This window comes from Pseudomonas sp. F9001 (assembly GCF_013385435.1).
Classification (GTDB): Bacteria; Pseudomonadota; Gammaproteobacteria; order Pseudomonadales; family Pseudomonadaceae; genus Aquipseudomonas.
This window is the reverse complement of sequence record NZ_JACAPX010000005.1, coordinates 198808-219463: the sequence shown is the minus strand read 5'-3', so window position 1 is coordinate 219463 and position 20656 is coordinate 198808. Positions and strand designations below refer to the sequence as shown.

The 20656-nt window shown below is 60.8% G+C and carries 22 protein-coding genes; 3 read left to right on the top strand and 19 right to left on the bottom strand.

The window, feature by feature from the left end; all coding sequences use genetic code 11:
- Positions 1-106: 106 nt before the first annotated feature.
- Together HX818_RS03975 and fnr are read right to left on the bottom strand one after the other, a co-directional pair.
- Positions 107-655: an adenine phosphoribosyltransferase gene (locus tag HX818_RS03975; RefSeq protein ID WP_003219046.1), complete on the bottom strand. Its 549-nt coding sequence runs from the start codon at positions 653-655 to the stop codon at positions 107-109.
- An 80-nt stretch (positions 656-735) separates the two neighbouring features.
- Positions 736-1470, bottom strand: coding sequence for a fumarate/nitrate reduction transcriptional regulator Fnr (gene fnr / locus HX818_RS03970; RefSeq protein ID WP_003219044.1), 735 nt, complete (start codon positions 1468-1470; stop codon positions 736-738).
- 154 nt (positions 1471-1624) lie between these two features.
- On the opposite strand from fnr, the gene HX818_RS03965 reads away from it, so the two are divergent.
- The gene (locus HX818_RS03965; RefSeq protein WP_003219041.1) at positions 1625-2101 is read left to right on the top strand and encodes a hypothetical protein; all 477 of its coding nucleotides are present in this window, start codon (positions 1625-1627) and stop codon (positions 2099-2101) included.
- A 7-nt stretch (positions 2102-2108) separates the two neighbouring features.
- Here HX818_RS03965 and hemN read toward each other — a convergent pair whose 3' ends face one another.
- From hemN to HX818_RS03925, 8 genes are all read right to left on the bottom strand, one after another.
- Positions 2109-3491 (bottom strand): oxygen-independent coproporphyrinogen III oxidase, encoded by a 1383-nt coding sequence (hemN, locus tag HX818_RS03960; RefSeq protein WP_177019531.1) that lies wholly within the window; start codon positions 3489-3491, stop codon positions 2109-2111.
- A gap of 103 nt (positions 3492-3594) precedes the next feature.
- A complete protein-coding gene (locus tag HX818_RS03955; RefSeq protein WP_008437566.1) occupies positions 3595-4278 on the bottom strand; it encodes a sulfite exporter TauE/SafE family protein in 684 nt (227 codons plus the stop codon).
- Complete coding sequence (gene ccoS / locus HX818_RS03950) at positions 4271-4489, bottom strand: cbb3-type cytochrome oxidase assembly protein CcoS (RefSeq protein ID WP_003219033.1); 219 nt, start codon at positions 4487-4489, stop codon at positions 4271-4273. The genes HX818_RS03955 and ccoS overlap by 8 nt, the downstream gene beginning before the upstream one ends.
- Before the next feature lie 22 nt (positions 4490-4511).
- The gene (locus HX818_RS03945) at positions 4512-6962 is read right to left on the bottom strand and encodes a heavy metal translocating P-type ATPase (protein ID WP_177019530.1); all 2451 of its coding nucleotides are present in this window, start codon (positions 6960-6962) and stop codon (positions 4512-4514) included.
- Positions 6963-7097: 135 nt separating this feature from the next.
- Positions 7098-7637, bottom strand: a complete 540-nt coding sequence (locus HX818_RS03940) for a FixH family protein (protein WP_008437568.1) — start codon at positions 7635-7637, stop codon at positions 7098-7100.
- A gap of 14 nt (positions 7638-7651) precedes the next feature.
- Entirely contained in the window at positions 7652-9067 is a 1416-nt protein-coding gene (gene ccoG, locus HX818_RS03935; RefSeq protein WP_003219028.1) for a cytochrome c oxidase accessory protein CcoG, read from the bottom strand.
- A gap of 207 nt (positions 9068-9274) precedes the next feature.
- The gene (locus tag HX818_RS03930; protein WP_087694843.1) at positions 9275-9685 is read right to left on the bottom strand and encodes a type II toxin-antitoxin system VapC family toxin; all 411 of its coding nucleotides are present in this window, start codon (positions 9683-9685) and stop codon (positions 9275-9277) included.
- The gene (locus tag HX818_RS03925; RefSeq protein ID WP_003219024.1) at positions 9685-9939 is read right to left on the bottom strand and encodes a type II toxin-antitoxin system Phd/YefM family antitoxin; all 255 of its coding nucleotides are present in this window, start codon (positions 9937-9939) and stop codon (positions 9685-9687) included. The genes HX818_RS03930 and HX818_RS03925 overlap by 1 nt, the downstream gene beginning before the upstream one ends.
- Before the next feature lie 752 nt (positions 9940-10691).
- Here HX818_RS03925 and HX818_RS03920 point away from each other — a divergent pair.
- Entirely contained in the window at positions 10692-11252 is a 561-nt protein-coding gene (locus HX818_RS03920; RefSeq protein ID WP_177019529.1) for a hypothetical protein, read from the top strand.
- A gap of 92 nt (positions 11253-11344) precedes the next feature.
- Here the strand turns inward: HX818_RS03920 and ccoP (HX818_RS03915) are convergent, their stop codons facing one another.
- The 8 genes from ccoP (HX818_RS03915) to ccoN (HX818_RS03880) all read right to left on the bottom strand — a co-directional run bounded on the left by ccoP (HX818_RS03915) (position 11345) and on the right by ccoN (HX818_RS03880) (position 18231).
- A complete protein-coding gene (gene ccoP / locus HX818_RS03915; protein ID WP_177019528.1) occupies positions 11345-12322 on the bottom strand; it encodes a cytochrome-c oxidase, cbb3-type subunit III in 978 nt (325 codons plus the stop codon).
- Entirely contained in the window at positions 12319-12504 is a 186-nt protein-coding gene (locus HX818_RS03910; RefSeq protein ID WP_008437575.1) for a CcoQ/FixQ family Cbb3-type cytochrome c oxidase assembly chaperone, read from the bottom strand. Before HX818_RS03910 ends, ccoP (HX818_RS03915) begins: the two co-directional genes overlap by 4 nt.
- A gap of 5 nt (positions 12505-12509) precedes the next feature.
- Complete coding sequence (ccoO, locus tag HX818_RS03905) at positions 12510-13118, bottom strand: cytochrome-c oxidase, cbb3-type subunit II (protein WP_003193167.1); 609 nt, start codon at positions 13116-13118, stop codon at positions 12510-12512.
- Positions 13118-14560, bottom strand: coding sequence for a cytochrome-c oxidase, cbb3-type subunit I (ccoN, locus tag HX818_RS03900; protein ID WP_003219015.1), 1443 nt, complete (start codon positions 14558-14560; stop codon positions 13118-13120). The genes ccoO (HX818_RS03905) and ccoN (HX818_RS03900) overlap by 1 nt, the downstream gene beginning before the upstream one ends.
- A gap of 473 nt (positions 14561-15033) precedes the next feature.
- The gene (gene ccoP, locus HX818_RS03895; protein WP_003219014.1) at positions 15034-15981 is read right to left on the bottom strand and encodes a cytochrome-c oxidase, cbb3-type subunit III; all 948 of its coding nucleotides are present in this window, start codon (positions 15979-15981) and stop codon (positions 15034-15036) included.
- Positions 15978-16184 carry a cbb3-type cytochrome c oxidase subunit 3 gene (locus HX818_RS03890; RefSeq protein ID WP_003219012.1) on the bottom strand — a complete coding sequence of 69 codons (207 nt, stop codon included), beginning with the start codon at positions 16182-16184 and terminating at the stop codon, positions 15978-15980. Before HX818_RS03890 ends, ccoP (HX818_RS03895) begins: the two co-directional genes overlap by 4 nt.
- Before the next feature lie 3 nt (positions 16185-16187).
- A complete protein-coding gene (ccoO, locus tag HX818_RS03885) occupies positions 16188-16796 on the bottom strand; it encodes a cytochrome-c oxidase, cbb3-type subunit II (RefSeq protein ID WP_003219010.1) in 609 nt (202 codons plus the stop codon).
- Between the two features lie 10 nt (positions 16797-16806).
- Positions 16807-18231, bottom strand: a complete 1425-nt coding sequence (gene ccoN / locus HX818_RS03880; protein WP_003219009.1) for a cytochrome-c oxidase, cbb3-type subunit I — start codon at positions 18229-18231, stop codon at positions 16807-16809.
- A 79-nt stretch (positions 18232-18310) separates the two neighbouring features.
- Between ccoN (HX818_RS03880) and HX818_RS03875 the strand changes: the two genes are divergently transcribed.
- The gene (locus tag HX818_RS03875) at positions 18311-19000 is read left to right on the top strand and encodes an alpha/beta family hydrolase (RefSeq protein ID WP_177019527.1); all 690 of its coding nucleotides are present in this window, start codon (positions 18311-18313) and stop codon (positions 18998-19000) included.
- A gap of 81 nt (positions 19001-19081) precedes the next feature.
- Here HX818_RS03875 and HX818_RS03870 read toward each other — a convergent pair whose 3' ends face one another.
- Entirely contained in the window at positions 19082-20647 is a 1566-nt protein-coding gene (locus HX818_RS03870) for a PAS domain-containing methyl-accepting chemotaxis protein (RefSeq protein ID WP_003219005.1), read from the bottom strand.
- Positions 20648-20656 lie beyond the last annotated feature (9 nt).

The following is a 20656-nucleotide window of genomic DNA, read 5'->3' as shown; positions in this document are numbered from 1 at the left end:
TGTGGCGAGGGAGCTTGCTCCCGCTGGGCTGCGTAGCGGCCCCAAGATCTTTGGGAGCGCTGCGCACTCCAGCGGGAGCAAGCTCCCTCGCCACACGAATCCCGGGTTATTGGTCTGTCAGGGCAAACTGCGTCAGGCAGAACGTCGCAATGCCCATGTCTTCCAGGCGCTGGGACCCACCCAGCTCCGGCAGGTCAATGATCGCCGCCGCTTCGAAAATCCGTGCGCCCATGCGCCGGGCCAGGTTGGCCGCCGCGATCAGCGTGCCGCCGGTGGCGATCAGGTCATCGAACATCAGCACCGAATCACCTTCACACAGGCTGTCGGCGTGCACTTCCAGGAAGGCTTCGCCGTATTCGGTCTGGTAACTCTCGGCCAGCACGTCAGCCGGCAATTTGCCTTGCTTGCGGAACAGGATCAGCGGTTTGTTCAACTGATAGGCAATGATCGAACCGATCAAGAAGCCCCGGGCATCCATCGCACCAATGTGGGTGAAGTCGGCTTCGACGTAGCGGTGCACAAAGGTATCGGCCACCAGGCGCAAGGCCTTGGGCGACTGGAACAGCGGCGTGATATCGCGAAAGATCACCCCAGGCTTGGGGAAGTCGATGACTGGGCGAATCAGGGATTTGATGTCGAACGAATCGAAGACCATCGTCGAGGAGTCCTGGGGAGGAAAGCGGACTCGAAGTATACCTGCGGCCCAGCCGATTGGCTCGGCCGCAAGCGTCTGGATCAACCGTCGAGCGAACCGCCAGCCAATGCGCAGAGCTGGATCGGGTCGAGGATATGCACTTCCTTGCCTTCGGCCGCAATCAACTCGTTCTGCTGGAAGCGGGTGAATACCCGGGACACGGTTTCCACCGCCAGGCCCAGGTAGTTGCCGATTTCGTTGCGCGACATGCTCAGGCGGAACTGGTTGGCCGAGAAACCCCGCGCGCGGAAACGTGCGGAAAGGTTGACCAGGAAAGTGGCAATACGCTCGTCGGCGGTTTTCTTCGACAACAACAGCATCATCTGTTGGTCGTCGCGGATTTCCCGGCTCATCACGCGCATCAACTGGCGACGCAATTGCGGCAGCTGCAGGGCCAGTTCATCCAGGCGTTCGAACGGGATTTCACACACCGATGTGGTTTCCAGGGCCTGGGCCGACACGGGGTGAATCTCAGTGTCCATGCCCGACAGTCCGACCAGTTCGCTCGGCAGGTGGAAGCCGGTGATCTGTTCTTCGCCGCCATCGCTCAGGCTGAAGGTTTTCAGCGCGCCAGAACGTACTGCATAAACGGAGTCAAACTTGTCACCCTGGCGAAACAGGAACTCGCCTTTTTTCAGTGGGCGACCGCGTTTAACGATCTCGTCCAGCGCTTCCATGTCTTCCAGATTCAACGAAAGTGGCAGGCAGAGGGGGGCCAGGCTGCAATCCTTGCAATGAGCCTGGCTATGAGCGCGCAGTTTAACTGGCTCGGACATTTCTTAAATCCTTGTGGGAAAACACACATAAGACGTAAGGGTAACGCACCGGGGGGCAATCAGGCCAGCGTGTACAGAAAAGCAGCAGCGGTATAAAGAATTTTGTATCGAGGTCGATACAAGATTGTCACTCCTAGAGCTGGAGGCTCAGATCATGCTTTCCATTGGCGCAACCAACCCTGCCATTGTTTCTTCGCTAACCGTGCCTGATGCGAAAAAAGACCCCGCTGCAGACGATAAAGACCAAGCGTCTTCTACCGATCGGGCCACTGACACCAAGCCCCAAGGACTGGTGGTGGATATCTCGGGGGCGGGGCTGAAAGCCTCCAAGGCCAGCACCAACTCCAACAAGGACATTGACGACAGCAACCTGAAAGACAACATCAAGCAGCTGTTGAAAATGATTCGCGAGATGAGAAAACAGCTCGCCGAGAAGATGGCTCAGCTCTCAGCTGCCATGTCCGACGCCTCAAAGACCCCGCAGGCAAGGCAGGCCAGAGTGGCCGCCTTGCAGAGTGATATCGCGACATTGCAGGCCGGCTTGATGACGGCCCAATCGCAGTTGACAAAGGCCTTGAAGGACGAGTCTCCCGAGTCGCAGCTGGAAGCGATGGCCCTGCTGGCGAAGTAGGACAGGTTCAGATTACCCGCGAAAATCGTTGCCGATTCTGGTGCTCCAGATAGGCATCGAACACCATGCACACCGAGCGTACCAGCAGGCGTCCCGCCGGCAATACGCGGATGCCCTGTGGGTCGAGTTCGATCAGTCCGTCCTCGGTCATCGCCTCCAGTTGCGGCCAGAGTTCGTCGAAATAGCCGCGAAAATCGATGTTGAAAGCCTGTTCGATCTTCTCGAAATTCAGGCTGAACGTGCAGATCAACTGCTGGATCACTTCCCGTCGCAGCCGGTCATCCGTGGTGCATAACAACCCACGGCTGGTGGCCAGTTGCGCGCCGGCGAGGGCATTCTGGTAGTGGTTCAGGTCGCTGCTGTTCTGGCAGTACAGGTCGCCGATCTGGCTGATCGCCGACACCCCAAGCCCGATCAAATCGCAATGCCCGTGGGTGGTGTAGCCCTGGAAGTTGCGTTGCAGCGTGCCTTCTTCCTGGGCGACGGCCAATTCGTCGTCTGGCAGGGCAAAGTGGTCCATGCCGATGTAGCGGTAGCCCGCCTGGGTCAACTGCTCGATGGTGGTTTGCAGCATCAGCAGTTTTTCCGCCGGGGAGGGCAGGTCGTCGGTGTTGATCCGTCGCTGGGGCATGAACCGTTCCGGCAGGTGTGCGTAGTTGAACACCGAGAGGCGGTCGGGTTGCAGGCTGATGACTTCTTCCACGGTGCGTGCGAAATTCAGCGGTGTCTGCTTGGGCAAACCGTAGATCAGGTCGATATTGATCGAACGAAACTGCAGGGTGCGCGCTGCGTCGATCACTGCGCGGGTTTCTTCCAGGCTTTGCAGGCGGTTCACCGCACGCTGCACTTCGGGGTCCAGGTCCTGCACGCCGATACTGACGCGGTTGAACCCCAGTTCACGCAGCAGGCCCATGGTCGCCCAGTCGGCTTCCCGTGGGTCGATTTCAATCCCGTAGTCGCCGGAGTCATCGTCCAGCAGGTTGAAGTGCTGGCGCAGGCGGCCCATGACCTGACGCAGCTCGTCATGGCTGAGAAAGGTCGGGGTGCCGCCGCCGAAGTGCAGCTGCTCCACCGGCTGTTTGGGGTCGAGGTGGCACGCCACCAACTGGATTTCCTGCTCCAGGCGTTGCAGATAGGCGTGAGCCCGGCCGCGATCCTTGGTGATGACCTTGTTGCAGGCGCAGTAGTAGCAAATGTTGGCGCAAAACGGCACATGCACATACAGCGACAGGGGCCGTACGGCCTTGCGGCTGTCGCGCAGGGCGTGGAGCAGGTCGAAGGTGCCGACCTGGCTGTCGAATTGTACGGCGGTGGGGTACGAGGTATAGCGTGGCCCCGCCAGGTCGTAGCGGTGAATCAGATCAGTGTCCCAACGAATGGCGTCGAGCATGCGGGCGTTCCCCCGGATAGGCTAGTGGGCCGAGTCTAGGGGCTGGGTGGGGAAGCCATCTTGATTTGCATCAACGGGGAGCGGCGCTATGCCACATGGCGATCTAGTGGCCCATCAGCCAGTGCTGGTGCGGCCCGGGCAAGGTCCAGATGCCGAACAGGATGACCAGCAGGCCACCAGCCATCCGCACGCTGCGTTTGCGCAATAACGCGGTGACTCGATCAGCGGCTAAGCCCGTGGCCAGCAGTACGGGCCAGGTGCCAAGGCCGAACGCGAGCATCAGCACCGCACTGTCCAGCGCATTGCCCTGGCTGGCCGCCCACAGCAACGTGCTGTAGACCAACCCGCACGGCAACCAGCCCCAGAGCGCACCCAGCAGCAACGCCCGGGGCAGGCTGGACACCGGCAGCAAACGGTTGGCAACCGGCTGGATATGCCGCCACAGGCCGCGCCCGAGGCTTTCGATACGGGTCAGGCCGCTCCACCAGCCAGCCAGGTACAAGCCCATGCAGATCAGCAACAGCCCGGCGAGGATGCGCATGAACATCGCTGCCGGACTGTTGGCCACGGCCCAGCCGGCCAGGCCGATCAGCAAGCCCGCGGTGGCGTAGCTGAGGATGCGCCCCAGGTTGTAGGCCAGCAGCAGGCGAAAGCGCCGACTGCGTTGCTCCTTGGGAATCGCCAGGGTCAGCGCGCCCATCAGGCCGCCACACATACCCAGGCAATGGCCGCCGCCCAGCAGGCCGAGGATCACCGCCGAGACCAGCAGGGGCGCCAGTTCAAGCATGGGGCGGATCTTTCGGCTTGGGCGGTTGTTCAGGGCCGTTGGCTTCATCGACGGCCGCCAGGTGGTTCGGGTCCTGGTCATCGAACAGCACGCTGTGGGCCGGGCCATCGAGGTCGTCGTACTGGCCGCTGTCCACCGCCCAGAAGAAGATGTAAATGGCGATGGCCACGATCAACAGCGCCGCCGGGATCATCACGTAAAGAGCTGGCATCTGCACTCCATGCCCGCGCGGCTCAAGCCGGCAGCGGGCGGGTTACGGGGGCGGGGCTCACGGCTGGCGTGCTCGGCATGCGAGTCAGGCGCAGGGCATTGAGCACCACGGTCAACGAACTGAGGGACATGCCGATCGCCGCCCAGATGGGAGTGATCCAGCCGAGGGCGGCAAACGGCAACATCAGGCCATTGTACAGCCCGGCCCACAGCAGGTTTTCAATGATTACCCGGCGGGTGCGCCGGGCCAGGGTAAAGGCTTGCACCAGGGCGTCGAGGCGGTTCGACAGCAACACCGCGTCGGCGCTGGTCTTGGCCAGGTCGGTGGCCGAGCCCATGGCCACGCTGATATCGGCGGCGGCCAGCACCGGCACATCGTTGACGCCATCGCCGAGCATCAGCACCTTGCGGCCTTCCTTGTGCAGCTGTTGCAGCATTTGCAGCTTGTCATCGGGACGCAGGCCGCCATGGGCTTCGTTGATGCCCAGCTCGGCGGCGACACTGGCAACCATCGGCGAGCTGTCTCCCGACAGCAGCAACGTGCGCCAGCCGCGTGCCTTGCAGGCGGCGAGCAAGGCGGGCGCGTCGCTGCGCAGGCGGTCATCCAGGACAAACCAGGCCAGGGCGCCGCCGGTGTCGCCCAGCAGCAGCCATTGGCCGGCTTCCTTCGGCGAGGCGGGGAGGGCGCAGCCGCTCAGTTCGCAGACAAAACCCGGCTGGCCAATGCGCAACCGGCGGTCACCGACGCGGCCTTCCAGGCCCAGGCCCGGCGTGCTGAGCACTTCATCCGCCGCCAACGGCGCGCGGCCGAATGCGCGGGCGATCGGATGTTCCGAACGTTGCTCCAGCGCCGCCGCAAGGCTCAGGCACTCGTCGCTGCCCAGCAGGCTCAACGGGCGGATCGCGCGCAACGCCAGGCGACCTTCGGTAAGGGTGCCGGTCTTGTCGAAAATCACCGTGTCGATCTGGTTCAGGCCTTCCAGCACGTGGCCGCGGGTCAGCAGCAGGCCGAGTTTGTGCAGGGTGCCGGTGGCTGCCGTCAGGGCGGTGGGTGTTGCCAGTGAGAGGGCGCAAGGGCAGGTCGCAACCAGCATCGCCAGGACGATCCAGAACGCCCGTGACGAATCCAGCTCCCACCACACCAGGCCGATGACCGCAGCGGCGACCAACGAGCACAACAGGAACCATTGGGCGGCGCGGTCGGCGATCTCCGCCAGCCGGGGTTTCTCCGCCTGGGCCCGCTCCAGCAGGCGCACGATGGCCGACAGGCGCGTGTCGTGGCCCAGGGCGCGGACTTCGACGGTCAGCGCACCTTCGACGTTGAGGGTGCCGGCAGTGACGGCATCGCCGACCTGGCGTGGTTGCGGCAGGTACTCGCCGGTCAGCAGCGATTCGTCGATGCTCGACTGGCCGTCGAGGATGATGCCGTCTGCTGGCAGCACCGCCCCCGGATGCACCAGTACCCGGTCGCCCAGGGCCAGCTCGCTGAGCAGGATCCGTTCACTCTGCCCATCGGCACTCATGCGCAGGCACGAGGCCGGCAACAGGTTGACCAACTGCGCGGTGGCTGCCGCCGTGCGTTCCCGGGCGCGACGCTCCAGGTAACGCCCGGCCAGCAGGAACAGGGCAAACATGCCGACTGCATCGAAATACAGTTCGCCGGTGCCGGTGATGGCGGTCCAGATTCCGGCCAGGTAGGCACCGCCAATGGCCAGGGACACCGAAACATCCATGGTCAGGTGGCGGGTGCGCAGGTCGCGCATCGCCCCCTTGAAAAACGGCGCGCAGCTGTAGAACACGATGGGCGTTGTCAGAAACATCGCGACCCAGCGCAGGATCACGTGCAGCTCCGGGCTCAGGTCGATATTGAATTCCGGCCAGGTGGCCATCGTCGCCATCATCGCCTGGAACCACAGCAGCCCGGCCACCCCCAGTTGACGCAGGGCCAGGCGGTTTTCGCTGGCCAGTTGTTCAGCGGCACGGTCGGCTTGATACGGGTGGGCGGCGTAGCCGATGTGGCGCAACTCGCCGAGCAGTTGGCTCAGGGGCAGTTGCCCATCGGCCCAACGCACGTGCAGGCGGTGGTTGGACAGGTTCAGCCGCGCCTCGGCCACGGCGGGCAGGCTGCGCAGGTGTTTTTCGATCAGCCAGCCACAGGCGGCGCAACTGATGCCTTCCATCAACAGTGTGGCTTCCGACAGGTCACCGTCGTGGCGCACGAAAGGCTTTTGCACATCGGCACGGTCATACAGCGCCAGCTCGTCCACCAGTTGCACCGGCAGCGCCTCGGGGTTGGCCGAGGCTTCGCTGCGGTGCTGGTAATAGCTTTCCAGGCCACCGGCCACAATCGCCTCGGCCACCGCCTGGCAGCCCGGGCAGCACAGCTCGCGGGGCTCGCCGAGGATCACGGCAGTGAACCGGCTGCCGGGCGGCACGGGCAGGGCGCAGTGGTAGCAAGGGGTCGGGGTGGTCATGGCTCAGTTCCGATGATCGTTCCCACGCTCTGCGTGGGAACGCTTCGCTGGACGCTCCGCGTCCGCTCTTGTGACGCGGAGCGTCACGGGATGCATTCCCACGCAGAGCGTGGGAACGATCAAACAGGTGACGCTCTATTTTTTCAGGTCTTCAGCACCCTGCAGCGGCTCGTCGCCCAGCAGCAAGTCCTTGTCATGGCTGACCTGTTCTTCTTCAAACATACGCCAGGTCCGGTCGCCTTCCACCCCCAGCAGCTCGACGAAGCGGCGGCCTTCGACCTTGTCGGTCACCTGGCCGATGTAGCGGCCGGGTTCGCTGTCGCTGCGGGTCAGGATGATCTTGCGATCCTTCTCCGGCTGGGTCGGCGAAATCAGGTTCAGCTCCAGGGTGCCGGGCCCGCTGTTGCCGGTCAGGTGCAATTCGACTTCGCCGGTCAACTCGTCCAGGTGCACCTTGGCCCGCAGTTGCAGAGTCTGGGCCAGCAGTTCGCGGTCCAGGGAACGGTTGATGCCTTTGCCGGCCTCGTAATAGTTGTCGTTGACCAGGTTGTCGGGGTTGTTCACCGCGATGGTCACCATGGACAAGGTCAACGTCACCGAGCAGGTCAGGATCCCAATGATGATCCAGGGCCAAAGGTGCTTGTACCAGGGGCTTGCGGCAGTAGCTGCGGGCATTGTTCGGCTCTCTATTAACGGACTTGTGGGCCGATGAATCGGCTCTTGGCTTCAATGTGGACGCTGTCGTCATCGGCATCCCTGAGGATGAATTTCACCTCGTTGGTGCTCGACGGCAGTTGTTCCGGTGCGCTCGACAACTCCACCGGCATGCTGAAGATTTCCCCGGCCGCTACCTTGATCTCGCGCCGGCCTTGCAGCTTGAGGTCTGGCAGGCCTGCGGCGTCAAGCACGTAGGTGTGGTCGCGCTGGTCCTTGTTCATGATCTTCAGGCTGTAGACGTTTTCGATCCGGCCCTCGGCGTTTTCGCGGTACAGCACGCGGTCCTTGCTGACGTCGAAACCCACCAGCGAGCGCACGAAGAAGGCGGCCACCAACAGGCTGATCATCGCCAGCAGCACCAGGGCATAACCGATCAGGCGCGGGCGCAGCTTATGGGTTTTCTGCCCGGACAGGTTGTGCTCGGTGGTGTAGCTGATCAGCCCGCGCGGGTATTCCATCTTGTCCATGATGTTGTCGCAGGCGTCGATGCAGGCCGCGCAGCCGATGCATTCAATCTGCAGGCCGTCACGGATGTCGATGCCGGTAGGGCACACCTGCACGCACATCGTGCAATCGATGCAGTCCCCCAAGCCCTGGGCCTTGTAGTCGATACCTTTTTTGCGCGGCCCACGGACTTCGCCACGGCGCGGGTCGTAGGAAACGATCATCGTGTCCTTGTCGAACATCACGCTCTGGAAACGCGCATACGGGCACATGTAGATGCACACCTGCTCGCGCAGCCAGCCGGCGTTGCCGTAGGTGGCGAGGGTGAAGAAGCCGACCCAAAAATACGACCAGCCATCCGCCTGGCCGGTGAAGAAATCGAACACCAGTTCACGGATCGGCGAGAAGTAGCCGACAAAGGTCATGCCGGTGACGAAGCCGATGATCAGCCACAGGCTGTGCTTGCCGAACTTGCGCAGGAACTTGTTGGCGCTCATCGGCGCCTTGTCCAGCTTGATGCGCTGGTTGCGGTCGCCTTCGGTGACCTTTTCGCACCACATGAAGATCCAGGTCCACACGCTTTGCGGGCAGGTGTAGCCGCACCAGACGCGGCCGGCATACACGGTGATGAAGAACAGGCCAAACGCCGCCACGATCAGGATGCCCGACAGCAGGATGAAATCCTGGGGCCAGAAAGTCGCGCCAAAAATGAAGAATTTACGCTCCGGCAGGTTCCACCAGACAGCCTGGTGGCCACCCCAGTTCAGCCACACGGTGCCGAAGTAGAGCAGGAACAAACCGGCCCCCCCGAGCATCCGCAGATTGCGGAACAAACCGGTGAAGGCACGGGTGTAGATTTTCTCCCGCGATGCGTAGAGATCGACGGTGTTATTCGAATTTTTGGCAGGCGGAGTAACGTCATGTACCGGAATCTGGTTGCTCATCATTGCATCCCACGGCAGTGGAGATTTGCCTCGGCCAGTACGTGCCAGCCGGGGTCAAAATAGGGGTGTTGCAGTGGCCTAATGATACGCCCCTGATACCCTTCGACGGGTGCGACCTTTGGTCGCGTTGGGGGAAATCAATTGATGGTGTACGTGATCTGGGTCAATTGACTTGTGAAGTATGGACGGTTTTTTCAGCCTTACCGGTCATTCGTCCCATGGATTGATCAGCGCGACGCCGCTGGATTGAAAGTCGCCAGTGTTGCGCGTGACCACTGTCAGCCCATGAACCAGCGCGGTTGCAGCGATCAGCGCGTCACTTTCGTTGGCTTGGTCTGGCACATGCAAGCTGGCACAGCGCAGGGCAACTGCTGCATCAATCGGCAGGATTCTGGCATCAAACGCCGGCATGACATGGCGCTTGAGCCATGTGCGCAAAACCTTCCCCTGGGCGGGATCACGCCGCTCCATTCGCAGGACTCCTGTTTCCAGTTCCTTCAAGGTAATGGCTGAAATATACATCCGTGGCGCGATGACACTTTTGGCCCAGGCGACGACCTTGGCATCGGCCTGGGGTTTGCGCAGTTCAGAGATGACGTTGGTGTCGAGTAGATACATCAAGTGAAGTCCACGGGTCGATGAGTGATCACGGCGCGTTCGGTTTCGAACTCGATATCTGCCGCTTCTGGCATCACCAACAGGTCAACGATGTCGGCATTGAGGCCTGTCAGTTTTTGGTAGTCCTCAATGCTTAGCAGTACATGGGCAGGCTTGCCCCGGTCAGTGATAAAAACCGGGCCTTGGCGGGCGGCTTTTTTGGCACCGCTTGTGTCTTGATTGAATTCACGGCTGGAAATGGTGGTGATGGTCATGGGGGCTAACCTCCGTATGGAGTACGAATGTAGTCACGTTACTACCTGCGGTTTTCTTGATCAATCTCAAATGTAGATGCGTTGCTGGCGGTGACGACTTTTTCGACTTGAAAACAAAACGGCCCGCCAATCTCCACTGGCGGGGCCGTTTTTTTCACCGCTTTTCCTCACACGGCGTCTGGCGGCTTGTTCCCATGGGACAGTCCGAAACATACGCCGCCAGCAAGTGCACCTTGCCGTTTCCCTTGCGACTTCCTGGTGTTGAGTAAGTAAATCAGGAGAGGTCTACGGGCCGGTGTGGTGGCGTTTTTATAACTGCTTTTTGCGCTGTTAAATAACCTACAACGATTGGTTAGGAAGCTGACGCTTCTGCGATATCAGTTCTTAGGCCCAAACGAGCCTTTGTTTACACAGAATGAAACGTTTGTTGTAGGAACGCTGATCGCGTTATTGCCACGCAGGAAATGCCGACGTTGAGATCAAGTCTGGATCAGTGTTCGGCAATGTTTTGTAGCAGCGCGTAGCGTTACCACGATGAAACCTTTGATGAGCAATTGTTGAACGTTATGCCTAGGTCTCTTGCGCGCCGATAAATTTATTTTGTTTTGACGTTATTCAAATCGAGGAAACCAATGACCATTCAACGTGCTAATGACACGCATAATGTTGGAGCCGTTCCACCATCGGCTTCGACGCTGCCAGTATCCTCTGGCATCAGCGTAGAGCAATTCAGTAGTTGAAATGATTATCGGGTGGCCGACCGTCTACTCAGAAACTTTGATAAGTATGCCGACCCTGCGCAACCAGACTACATCACCCGCGACTCTCTACGACAGGTAGCGTATGCCTCTGCGCAGAGTGGCTACAGCAGTGACGACATGAATTTCGCCCGTTCGCTGCTGGAAAATCCTGTACTCATGGAGAAACTCGATGGGTACGGAAAGCATAAGCACGATGGCAAAATCGATCGTGAAAGTATCATAACCGTGGGTCAGAATATGGGGTTTCCCCTGGCCACGATGAGTGATAAAGAACTGGCGCAAAAGCTCCTGAATGAATATGACACCTATTACCCGGAGCGCAGTTGGGGTGGGATTGATCGCAGGGAGGGTGTGACTTACGCTTCACTGAAGAACATCGCGGATGGGACGCGTCATGATCGCGGCCCAGATGAAGCGATGGTCGCGCGGGAAATCTTGAGTCGTCCTGAGTTAGTGGCACAGTTAGGACTGACGGATTGGTCTAAATCGGCTGATCGGGGGGCGATCAACGCTGCTATTAAAAGAGTGGACCAAGTGCATGAAGAACGGTAACGCCTCGTCCTCGGGGTAAGTTGAGTTCCACCAATGCCCATTACCAAAGCCCCGCGCAGCATTGGCTGCGCGGGGCTTTTTGGTTTTAATGCTTACTGCTCCTCAGCTGCCTTGTCTCCATGGGACAGGCTGTAAACATACGCCGCCAGCAAGTGCACCTTGTCATTGCCCTGCAACTGCTCCTGCGCAGGCATCTGGCCCTGACGGCCATAACGGATGGTCTGCTGCAGTTGCGCGAAGCTCGAGCCGTAGATGAACGCGCCAGGGTGGGTCAGGTCAGGTGCACCCATGGCGGGGGTACCTTTACCGGCGGGACCGTGGCACGCCACGCAGTTGGCGGCGAAGAGTTTCTCGCCGTTGGCCACGTCTGCCTTCGCGCCTTCCGGCAATTTGCGGCCATCGAGGTTGGTCACCACAAAGCCGGCCACATCGGCCACGCCTTGCTCGCCAATGACTTCGGCCCACGCCGGCATCACCGCGTGGCGGCCCTTCATGATGGTTTCCTTGATGGTGGCCGGGTCGCCGCCCCAGCGCCAGTCGGCGTCGGTCAGGTTGGGGAAGCCGTAGGCACCCTTGGCGTCGGAACCGTGGCACACCGAGCAGTTGGAGGCGAACAGGCGGCCACCCATCTTCAAGGCTTGCGGGTCCTTGGCCACTTCTTCGATCGGCATGGCGGCGAACTTGGCGAAGATCGGCCCGAACCGGGCGTCCGACTTGGCCATTTCCTTTTCCCATTCGTGCACGCCGGTCCAGCCGGTCTGGCCATTGGCAAACGGGGTTTGCTTGTCGTTGTCGAGGTAGCTGTAGCCCGGCAGCAGGCCTTTCCAGTTGCCCAGGCCAGGGTACAGCGCCAGGTAACCGAGGGCGAAGATGATGGTGCCGACGAACAGCATGAACCACCATTTGGGCAGCGGGTTGTCGTACTCCTCGATGCCGTCGAACGAGTGGCCGACGGTTTCATCGGTTTGCTCGGCGCGCTGGCCCTTGCGGGTCGACAGCAGCAGCCAGGTCAGGGCGAAAATGGTACCCAGACTGAGGACTGTGACGTACAGACTCCAGAACGTAGTCATTCTTTGTTACTCCTAGACGCTTCTACGACGTGCTTGATGGCTTCGGGATCATCCGCGAAGGGCAGCAACGTCGCGTCTTCAAACTCCGACTTGCGTTTGGGGCTGAACACCCACAAGGCCAGGCCGATAAAGGCCACCATCACGACAACGGTGCCCAGGCCTCGAATCATCCCGATATCCATCCAGATCACCGTTTGCTTTTGATGATGGTGCCAAGGCCTTGCAAGTAGGCCACCAGTGCGTCCATTTCGGTCTTGCCCTTCACGGCCGCTGCCGCGCCGGCGATGTCTTCGTCGGTGTAGGGCACGCCCAGGGTGCGCAAGACTTCCATCTTCTTGGCGGTGTCCTTGCCGTCGAGTTTGTTTTCGACCAGGAACGGGTACGCCGGCATTTTCGATTCGGGCACCACGTTGCGCGGGTTGTACAAGTGCGCACGCTGCCAGTCATCGGAGTAACGACCGCCGACCCGGGCCAGGTCCGGGCCGGTACGCTTGGAACCCCACAGGAATGGGTGGTCCCACACGCTTTCACCGGCGACCGAGTAGTGGCCGTAGCGTTCGGTTTCGGCACGGAACGGGCGGATCATCTGCGAATGGCAGCCGACACAACCGTTGGCGATGTAGACGTCGCGGCCTTCCAGTTCAAGGGCGGTGCGCGGCTTCATGCCTTCCACCGGCTTGTTGGTCACGTCCTGGAAAAACAGCGGAACGATCTGGGTCAGGCCGCCGATACTCACGGCGATGACCATGAAGAAGGCCAGCAGGCCGATATTCTTCTCGACTACTTCATGCTTCATCAGTGAGCTCCCACAACGGCGATCTTGGTAGCGGCTTCGGCTTCTACAGGGTCGGAGGCACGCACGGTGCGCCACACGTTGTAGGCCATGAACAGCATGCCGCTGGCAAAGATCGCACCGCCCAGGGCGCGCACGATGTAACCCGGATGGCTGGCTTGCAGCCCTTCGACGAAGGAGTAGGTGAGGGTGCCGTCATCGTTGATTGCACGCCACATCAGGCCCTGGGTGATGCCGTTGACCCACATCGAGGCGATGTAGAGCACGGTACCGATGGTGGCCAGCCAGAAGTGCGTGTTGATCAGGCTGACGCTGTGCATCTGCGCACGGCCGAACAGTTTCGGGATCATGTGGTACAGCGCGCCGATGGAAATCATCGCTACCCAACCGAGGGCGCCGGCGTGTACGTGGCCGATGGTCCAGTCGGTGTAGTGGGACAGCGAGTTGACCGTCTTGATGGCCATCATCGGGCCTTCGAAGGTCGACATGCCGTAGAACGCCAGGGAGACCACCAGGAACCGCAGGATCGGGTCGGTGCGCAATTTATGCCAGGCGCCCGACAGGGTCATCATGCCGTTGATCATGCCGCCCCAGCTTGGCGCGAGCAGGATGATCGACATCGCCATGCCCAGGGACTGGGCCCAGTCCGGTAATGCGGTGTAGTGCAGGTGGTGCGGACCGGCCCAGATGTACAGGGTGATCAGGGCCCAGAAGTGCACGATGGACAGGCGATAGGAGTAGATCGGACGCTCGGCCTGTTTCGGCACGAAGTAGTACATCATCCCCAGGAAGCCGGTGGTGAGGAAGAAACCTACGGCGTTGTGGCCGTACCACCACTGGATCATTGCGTCCGTCGCACCGGCGTAGGCCGAGTAGGACTTGAAGAAGCTCACCGGCAAGGACGCATGGTTGACGATATGCAGCATCGCCGTCACCAGGATAAATGCCCCGTAGAACCAGTTGCCGACATAGATGTGCTTGGTCTTGCGCTTGACGATGGTGCCGAAGAACACCACTGCGTAGGTCACCCAGACAATCGCCAGCAAAATGGCGATCGGCCATTCCAGCTCGGCGTATTCCTTGGTGGTGGTGTAGCCCAGCGGCAGGGTGACGATCGCGCCCACGATGACCGCTTGCCAACCCCAGAAGGTAAAGGCCGCCAGTGCATCGGAAATCAGTCGCGTTTGGCAGGTTCGCTGCACGACGTAGTAAGAAGTGGCAAACAGTGCACATCCACCGAAGGCGAAAATCACCAGGTTGGTGTGCAACGGGCGCAGGCGTCCAAATGTCGTCCATGGCAGGCCAAAATTCAACTCTGGCCAAACCAGTTGCGAGGCAATGAAAACGCCGAGCCCCATGCCAAGGATCCCCCAGACCACCGTCATGATGGCGAACTGGCGGACTACCTTATAGTTATAAGCAGTCGGACTGATTGCTGTGCTCATTCTAAGGTTCCACGGTTTAGTTTTTTTATAGGGTAAAAATCGGTCGCAAGTATGGAGAAAGCAAGATTCCATTGCAACGCAAGGTGACCTGCGTCAATGCGTTCCAAACCAGATTCTGCGCCCTTTCCATGTTTGGCGTAAGGACAAAATTCAGGGTTAAAAGCTGACGACTTGGACAGGATTTTAAACGGGTCGAAGGTACTTGTAACTGAGTGTGTGTAAACAAGCAGCTCGGGTGACGAATGGCCAGTGGCACGACAGCCGGTAGGTACCAGCCTTTGCGCCTGTCATCGAGCAGAAATGTTTCAACCCATCGAGTGCAAGTCGGCCGTCGACCGGCCAATGCCAGTCCACTGTGCAAACAAGCGTAGACCCGAATGGCAGGAGGGGAAAGTCAGTGATCGGAAGGGTGCGACAATGGGTCGCAAAAAAAGCCGCGCCTGAATCAGGCGCGGCTTTTGGGGGGTGCAGGATTACTCGGGTTGGCTGTCAGGCGTTGCGCCATCAGCATTGTGGGACAGGCTGTAAACATAGGCGGCCAGCAGGTGCACCTTGTCATTGCCTTGCAGTACTTCCTGCGCAGGCATCTGGCCCTGGCGGCCGTGGCGAATGGTCTGCTGCAACTGCGCCAGGCTGGTGCCGTAGATAAAGCCGCCTGGCTGCGTCAGGTTCGGCGCGCCCATGGCTTCCACGCCATGGCCTTCCGGCCCGTGGCAGGCGACACAGGTGGTGCTGAATGCCACCTGGCCCGCGGCGACATCCGCAGTGCTGTCAGCCGGCAGCGGCAGGCCCGCCAATTCATGACGCACATAGGCTGCGACGTTCTTCACACCGTCCTCACCCAGCACTTCACCCCAGGCCGGCATCGCGGCATGACGGCCATTCATGATGGTCATCTTGATTGCATCCGCCGAACCGCCCCAGCGCCAGATGTTGTCTGCCAGGTTCGGGAAGCCGTAGGCGCCCTTGGCGTCCGAGCCATGGCACACCGCGCAGTTGGAGGCGAACAGGCGGCCGCCCATTTTCAGCGCCTGCGGGTCCTTGGCAACTTCTTCCACCGGCATGGCCGCGAATTTGGCGAAGATCGGTCCGAATTTGGCGTCGGCCTTGGCCATTTCCTTGTCCCATTCCTTGGTCTGGGTCCAGCCATCTTCATAGCCCGGCAACACGCCTTTCCAGTTGCCCAGGCCCGGGTAGAGGATCAGGTAGCCGACGGCAAACACCAGGGTGCCGGCGAACAGCATGAACCACCATTGTGGCAGCGGGTTGTCGTACTCCTCGATCCCGTCGAAGGCGTGGCCCATGGTCTGGTCCACGCTGCCCTTGGTCTCGCCCTTGCGGGTGCCGATCAACAGCCAGGTCAGGCCGATCAGGCTGCCGAGGGTCAGTACACAGATCCATGTACTCCAGAAGGTAGTCATGGCCGGTTGCTCCTTGTTGCAGGCTCTTCTTGAGCGTCGGGGGTTGGCGGTAGCGGTTCATCGGCAAACGGCAGCAGGCACGCCTCGGCGAACTCTGCGTTGCGCCGGGAGTTGAACACCCACAGCGACAGGCCGATGAAGGCGATGGCCACGACCAGCGTGCCAAGGCCGCGGATGGTTCCAGCATCGAATTCAAATCCCATGGCTCACCTCTTGCTCTTGATGGCAGTGCCGAGCACTTGCAGGTACGAAACCAGCGCGTCCATCTCGGTCTTGCCCTTGAGGGAGGCCACGGCACCGGCGATGTCGTCGTCGGTGTACGGCACGCCGAGGGTGCGCATCACCTTGAGCTTGGTCTCGGTGTGGCTGCTGTCGACCGGGGCGGTGACCAGCCATGGGTACGCCGGCATCTTCGATTCCGGTACCACGTTGCGCGGGTTGTACAAGTGCGCGCGGTGCCAGTCGTCCGAGTAGCGCGCGCCGACGCGGGCCAGGTCCGGCCCGGTACGCTTGGAGCCCCACAGGAACGGGTGATCCCACACGCTTTCACCGGCCACCGAGTAGTGGCCATAACGCTCTGTTTCGGCGCGGAACGGGCGGATCATCTGCGAATGGCACTGTACGCAGCCTTCGCGGATATAGATGTCGCGACCTTCCAGTTGCAGCGCGGTGTAGGGCTTCATGCCTTCCACCGGCTTGTTGGTCACATCCTGGAAGAACAGCGGCACAATCTGGGTCAGGCCGCCGATACTCACGGCGAGCACCATCAGCAGCATCAGCAGGCCGACGTTCTTTTCAATGGTTTCGTGTTTCATCATCGACTCCTCAGGCCATCTGCGCCGCAGCGGCGACTTCGGCGGGTTGTGCCGAACGCACGGTGCGCCAAGTGTTGTAAGCCATCAGGAACATGCCGCTGAGGAAGATCGCCCCGCCCACCAGTCGCACGATGAAGCCTGGGTGGCTGGCCACCAGGGTTTCGACGAAGGAGTAGGTCAAGGTGCCGTCTTCGTTGACCGCACGCCACATCAGGCCCTGGGCGATGCCGTTGACCCACATCGAGGCGATGTAGAGCACGGTGCCGATGGTGGCCAGCCAGAAGTGCGCGTTGATCAGGCCGAGGCTGTACATCTGCTCGCGACCGAAGATTTTCGGGATCATGTGATACAGCGCGCCGATGGAGATCATCGCTACCCAACCCAGCGCCCCGGCGTGTACGTGGCCGATGGTCCAGTCGGTGTAGTGGGAGAGGGCGTTGACCGTCTTGATCGCCATCATCGGCCCTTCAAAGGTCGACATGCCGTAGAAGGCCAGGGAAACCACCAGGAATCGCAGGATCGGGTCGCTGCGCAACTTATGCCAGGCGCCCGACAGGGTCATCATCCCGTTGATCATCCCGCCCCAGCTCGGTGCCAGCAGTACCAGCGACATCACCATGCCCAGGGACTGTGCCCAGTCCGGCAGCGCGGTGTAGTGCAAGTGGTGCGGGCCGGCCCAGATGTACAGGGTGATCAGTGCCCAGAAGTGCACGATGGACAGGCGATAGGAATACACCGGACGTTCGGCCTGTTTCGGCACGAAGTAGTACATCATCCCCAGGAAGCCGGCGGTGAGGAAAAAGCCTACCGCGTTATGCCCGTACCACCACTGCACCATGGCATCCGTCGCACCGCCGTACAGCGAGTAGGACTTGGTCAGGCTGACCGGGATTTCCAGGTTGTTGACGATATGCAGGATCGCTACGGTGATGATGAACGCACCGAAGAACCAGTTACCGACGTAGATGTGCTTGGTGTTGCGCTTCATCACCGTGCCGAAGAACACGATGGCATAGGCCACCCAGACGATGGTGATCAGGATGTCGATCGGCCATTCCAGCTCGGCGTATTCCTTGGAGCTGGTGTAGCCCAGCGGCAAGGTGATCGCGGCCAGCACAATCACCAGCTGCCAGCCCCAGAAGCAGAACTGCGCGATCTTTGGCGCGAACAATTGGGTCTGGCAGGTGCGTTGCACCGAGTAGAAGGAGCTGGCAAACAGCGCGCAACCGCCAAAGGCAAAGATCACCGCGTTGGTGTGCAGCGGGCGCAAGCGGCCGAAACTGGTCCAGGGCAAATTGAAGTTGAGTTCGGGCCATACCAACTGGGCAGCGAGAAAAACCCCGAGCCCCATGCCGACGATGCCCCACACCACCGTCATAATGGCGAATTGGCGGACCACCTTGTAGTTATAGGCGGTACTTAAAGTAGTGTTCATGGTTCCCCATCCACGGTTCAACCCAAGCAAGTGCGGCACTTGGGCTGGAGTTATAGGCAGACTAAAAAGCGAGGCAAGCATGGGCAAAGAGCACAAGGCCAGTATTGACGGGGATCAATGGGCGCAGTGTGTGCGGGAACGCGGCTGGTTGTGGGATGTCGCCACAGGGTCTATCGCGCGTACGCCCACGACGTTGATCCTGGCCCACGGCGCGGGTGCGCCGATGGACTCGGGCTTCATGAACGACATGGCTGCACGCCTTGCCGGGCATGGCGTGAACGTGTTGCGCTTCGAGTTTCCCTACATGGCCCAGCGCCGTGTGGACGGGGGCAAACGCCCACCCAATCCAGCCCCGAAACTGCTGGAATGCTGGCGTGAGGTGTATGCCGAGGTGCGACGTCATGTCGCTGGGAAACTGGCCGTTGGCGGCAAGTCCATGGGCGGGCGGATGGCCAGTCTATTGGCGGATGAATTGGGCGCGGACGCGCTGGTGTGCCTGGGTTATCCGTTCTATGCGGTGGGCAAGCCGGAGAAGCCACGGACCGAGCACCTGGCCGGGCTGAAGACGCCGACGTTGATTGTGCAGGGTGAGCGGGATGCACTGGGCAATCGGGCGGCGGTGGAAGGGTACGTGTTGTCGCCGAGCATCGAGGTGATGTGGCTGGTGGCGGGGGATCATGATTTGAAGCCGTTGAAGGCTTCGGGGTTCAGTCATGAGCAGCATCTGGAGGCTGCGGCGGTGAAGGTGGCCGGGTTTCTCGGCGCCTGATAGGGCCCTTTCGCGAGCAAGCCCGCTCCCACATTTGAAATGCATTCCAAATGTGGGAGCGGGCTTGCTCGCGAAAGCGGTTTACCGGTTAAAGCGTTCTACCAGCGAATACTGAGTATTGGCGGTATGCGTCAGCTCTTCACTCAACTGCGCCGAATTCAACGCCTGTTCCGACGTCTGGTCCGCCAGCAGCGCAATGGTGCTGATGTTACGGCTGATCTCTTCCGCCACCGAGCTCTGCTCTTCGGTCGCCGCCGCAATCTGCGCCGTCATATCAGTGATGTGCGCCACCGCCTCGCTGATCCCGATCAGCGCCTGATCCGCTTCCATCACCCGTGCCACACCTTCTTCCGCCTGGCGATGCCCGGCGTCCATGGTTTGTACGGCCGCGCTGGCGGTCTGTTGCAGCTTGGCGATCAGCGCATGAATCTGCCCGGTGGACTCGCTGGTGCGCTGGGCCAGTTGCCGCACTTCGTCGGCCACCACCGCAAAGCCGCGACCCATCTCCCCGGCACGGGCCGCTTCGATGGCCGCGTTCAGCGCCAGCAGGTTGGTCTGGTCGGCGATGCCTTTGATCACATCCACCACGCCACCGATTTCGTCACTGTCCTTGGCCAGTTGGGTCACGGTCACGCCGGTCTCGCCCACGGCCACCGACAGGCGCTGAATCGCTTCGCGGGTTTCGCCGGCGATATCACGGCCACGCCCGGTCAGGCGATTGGCTTCCTGGGTGGCATCGGCGGTGCGTTGCACATGGCTGGCGACTTCCTGAGTCGTCGCGGCCATCTGGTTGACCGCGGTGGCCACCTGTTCGGTTTCCACGCGCTGGCGTTCAAGACCGCTGGAGCTGTTATGCGCCAGGGTATTGGACTGCGCCGCCTGGGAGTTGAGGTGTTCAGCCGTGTCCTGCAAACGGGTAAGACACGTCTTCAGGCGCGCCTCCTGGCTGAGGATCGACATTTCCAGGCGCGCCTGGGCGCCGCGGCTGTCGGTGTACATCTGCGCGATCAGCGGGTCTGAGGTGGTCTGTTCGGCCAGGCGCAGCAAGCGCTTGAGCCCGCGTTGTTGCCAGCTCAGGCCCAACAGGCCCAGCGGTACCGACAGCGCCGCTGCCAGGGCAAAGCCCCAGTGGGAATTGAGCCAGACGCCAATCAGGAAGCTCAACTGGCTGACCAGGATAAACGGCAGCCAATCCTGCAACACCGGCAGCCACTTGTCGCGGCGCGGGATGGCCGGCTTGCCCTGGTTGATGCGCTGGTAAAGCGCTTCGGCACGGCGGATCTGCTCGGCGGTGGGCTTGACCCGCACCGACTCATAGCCGATCACCTGGTTGCCGTCGAAGACCGGTGTCACATAGGCGTTGACCCAATAGTGATCACCGCTCTTGCAGCGGTTCTTGACGATGCCCATCCATGGCAAGCCTTGTTTGAGCGTGGACCACATGTGTGCGAACACTGCCGCCGGCACATCCGGATGACGAACCAGGTTGTGCGGGGCACGCAGCAGTTCGTCATGGGAAAACCCGCTGATCTCGACGAAGGCGTCGTTGCAGTAGGTGATCACGCCTTTGGCATCCGTGGTGGAGATCAACCGTTGCTGAGCGGGGAAGGTACGTTCGCGCTGGGTAACGGGTTGGTTATTACGCATGATTGTTCA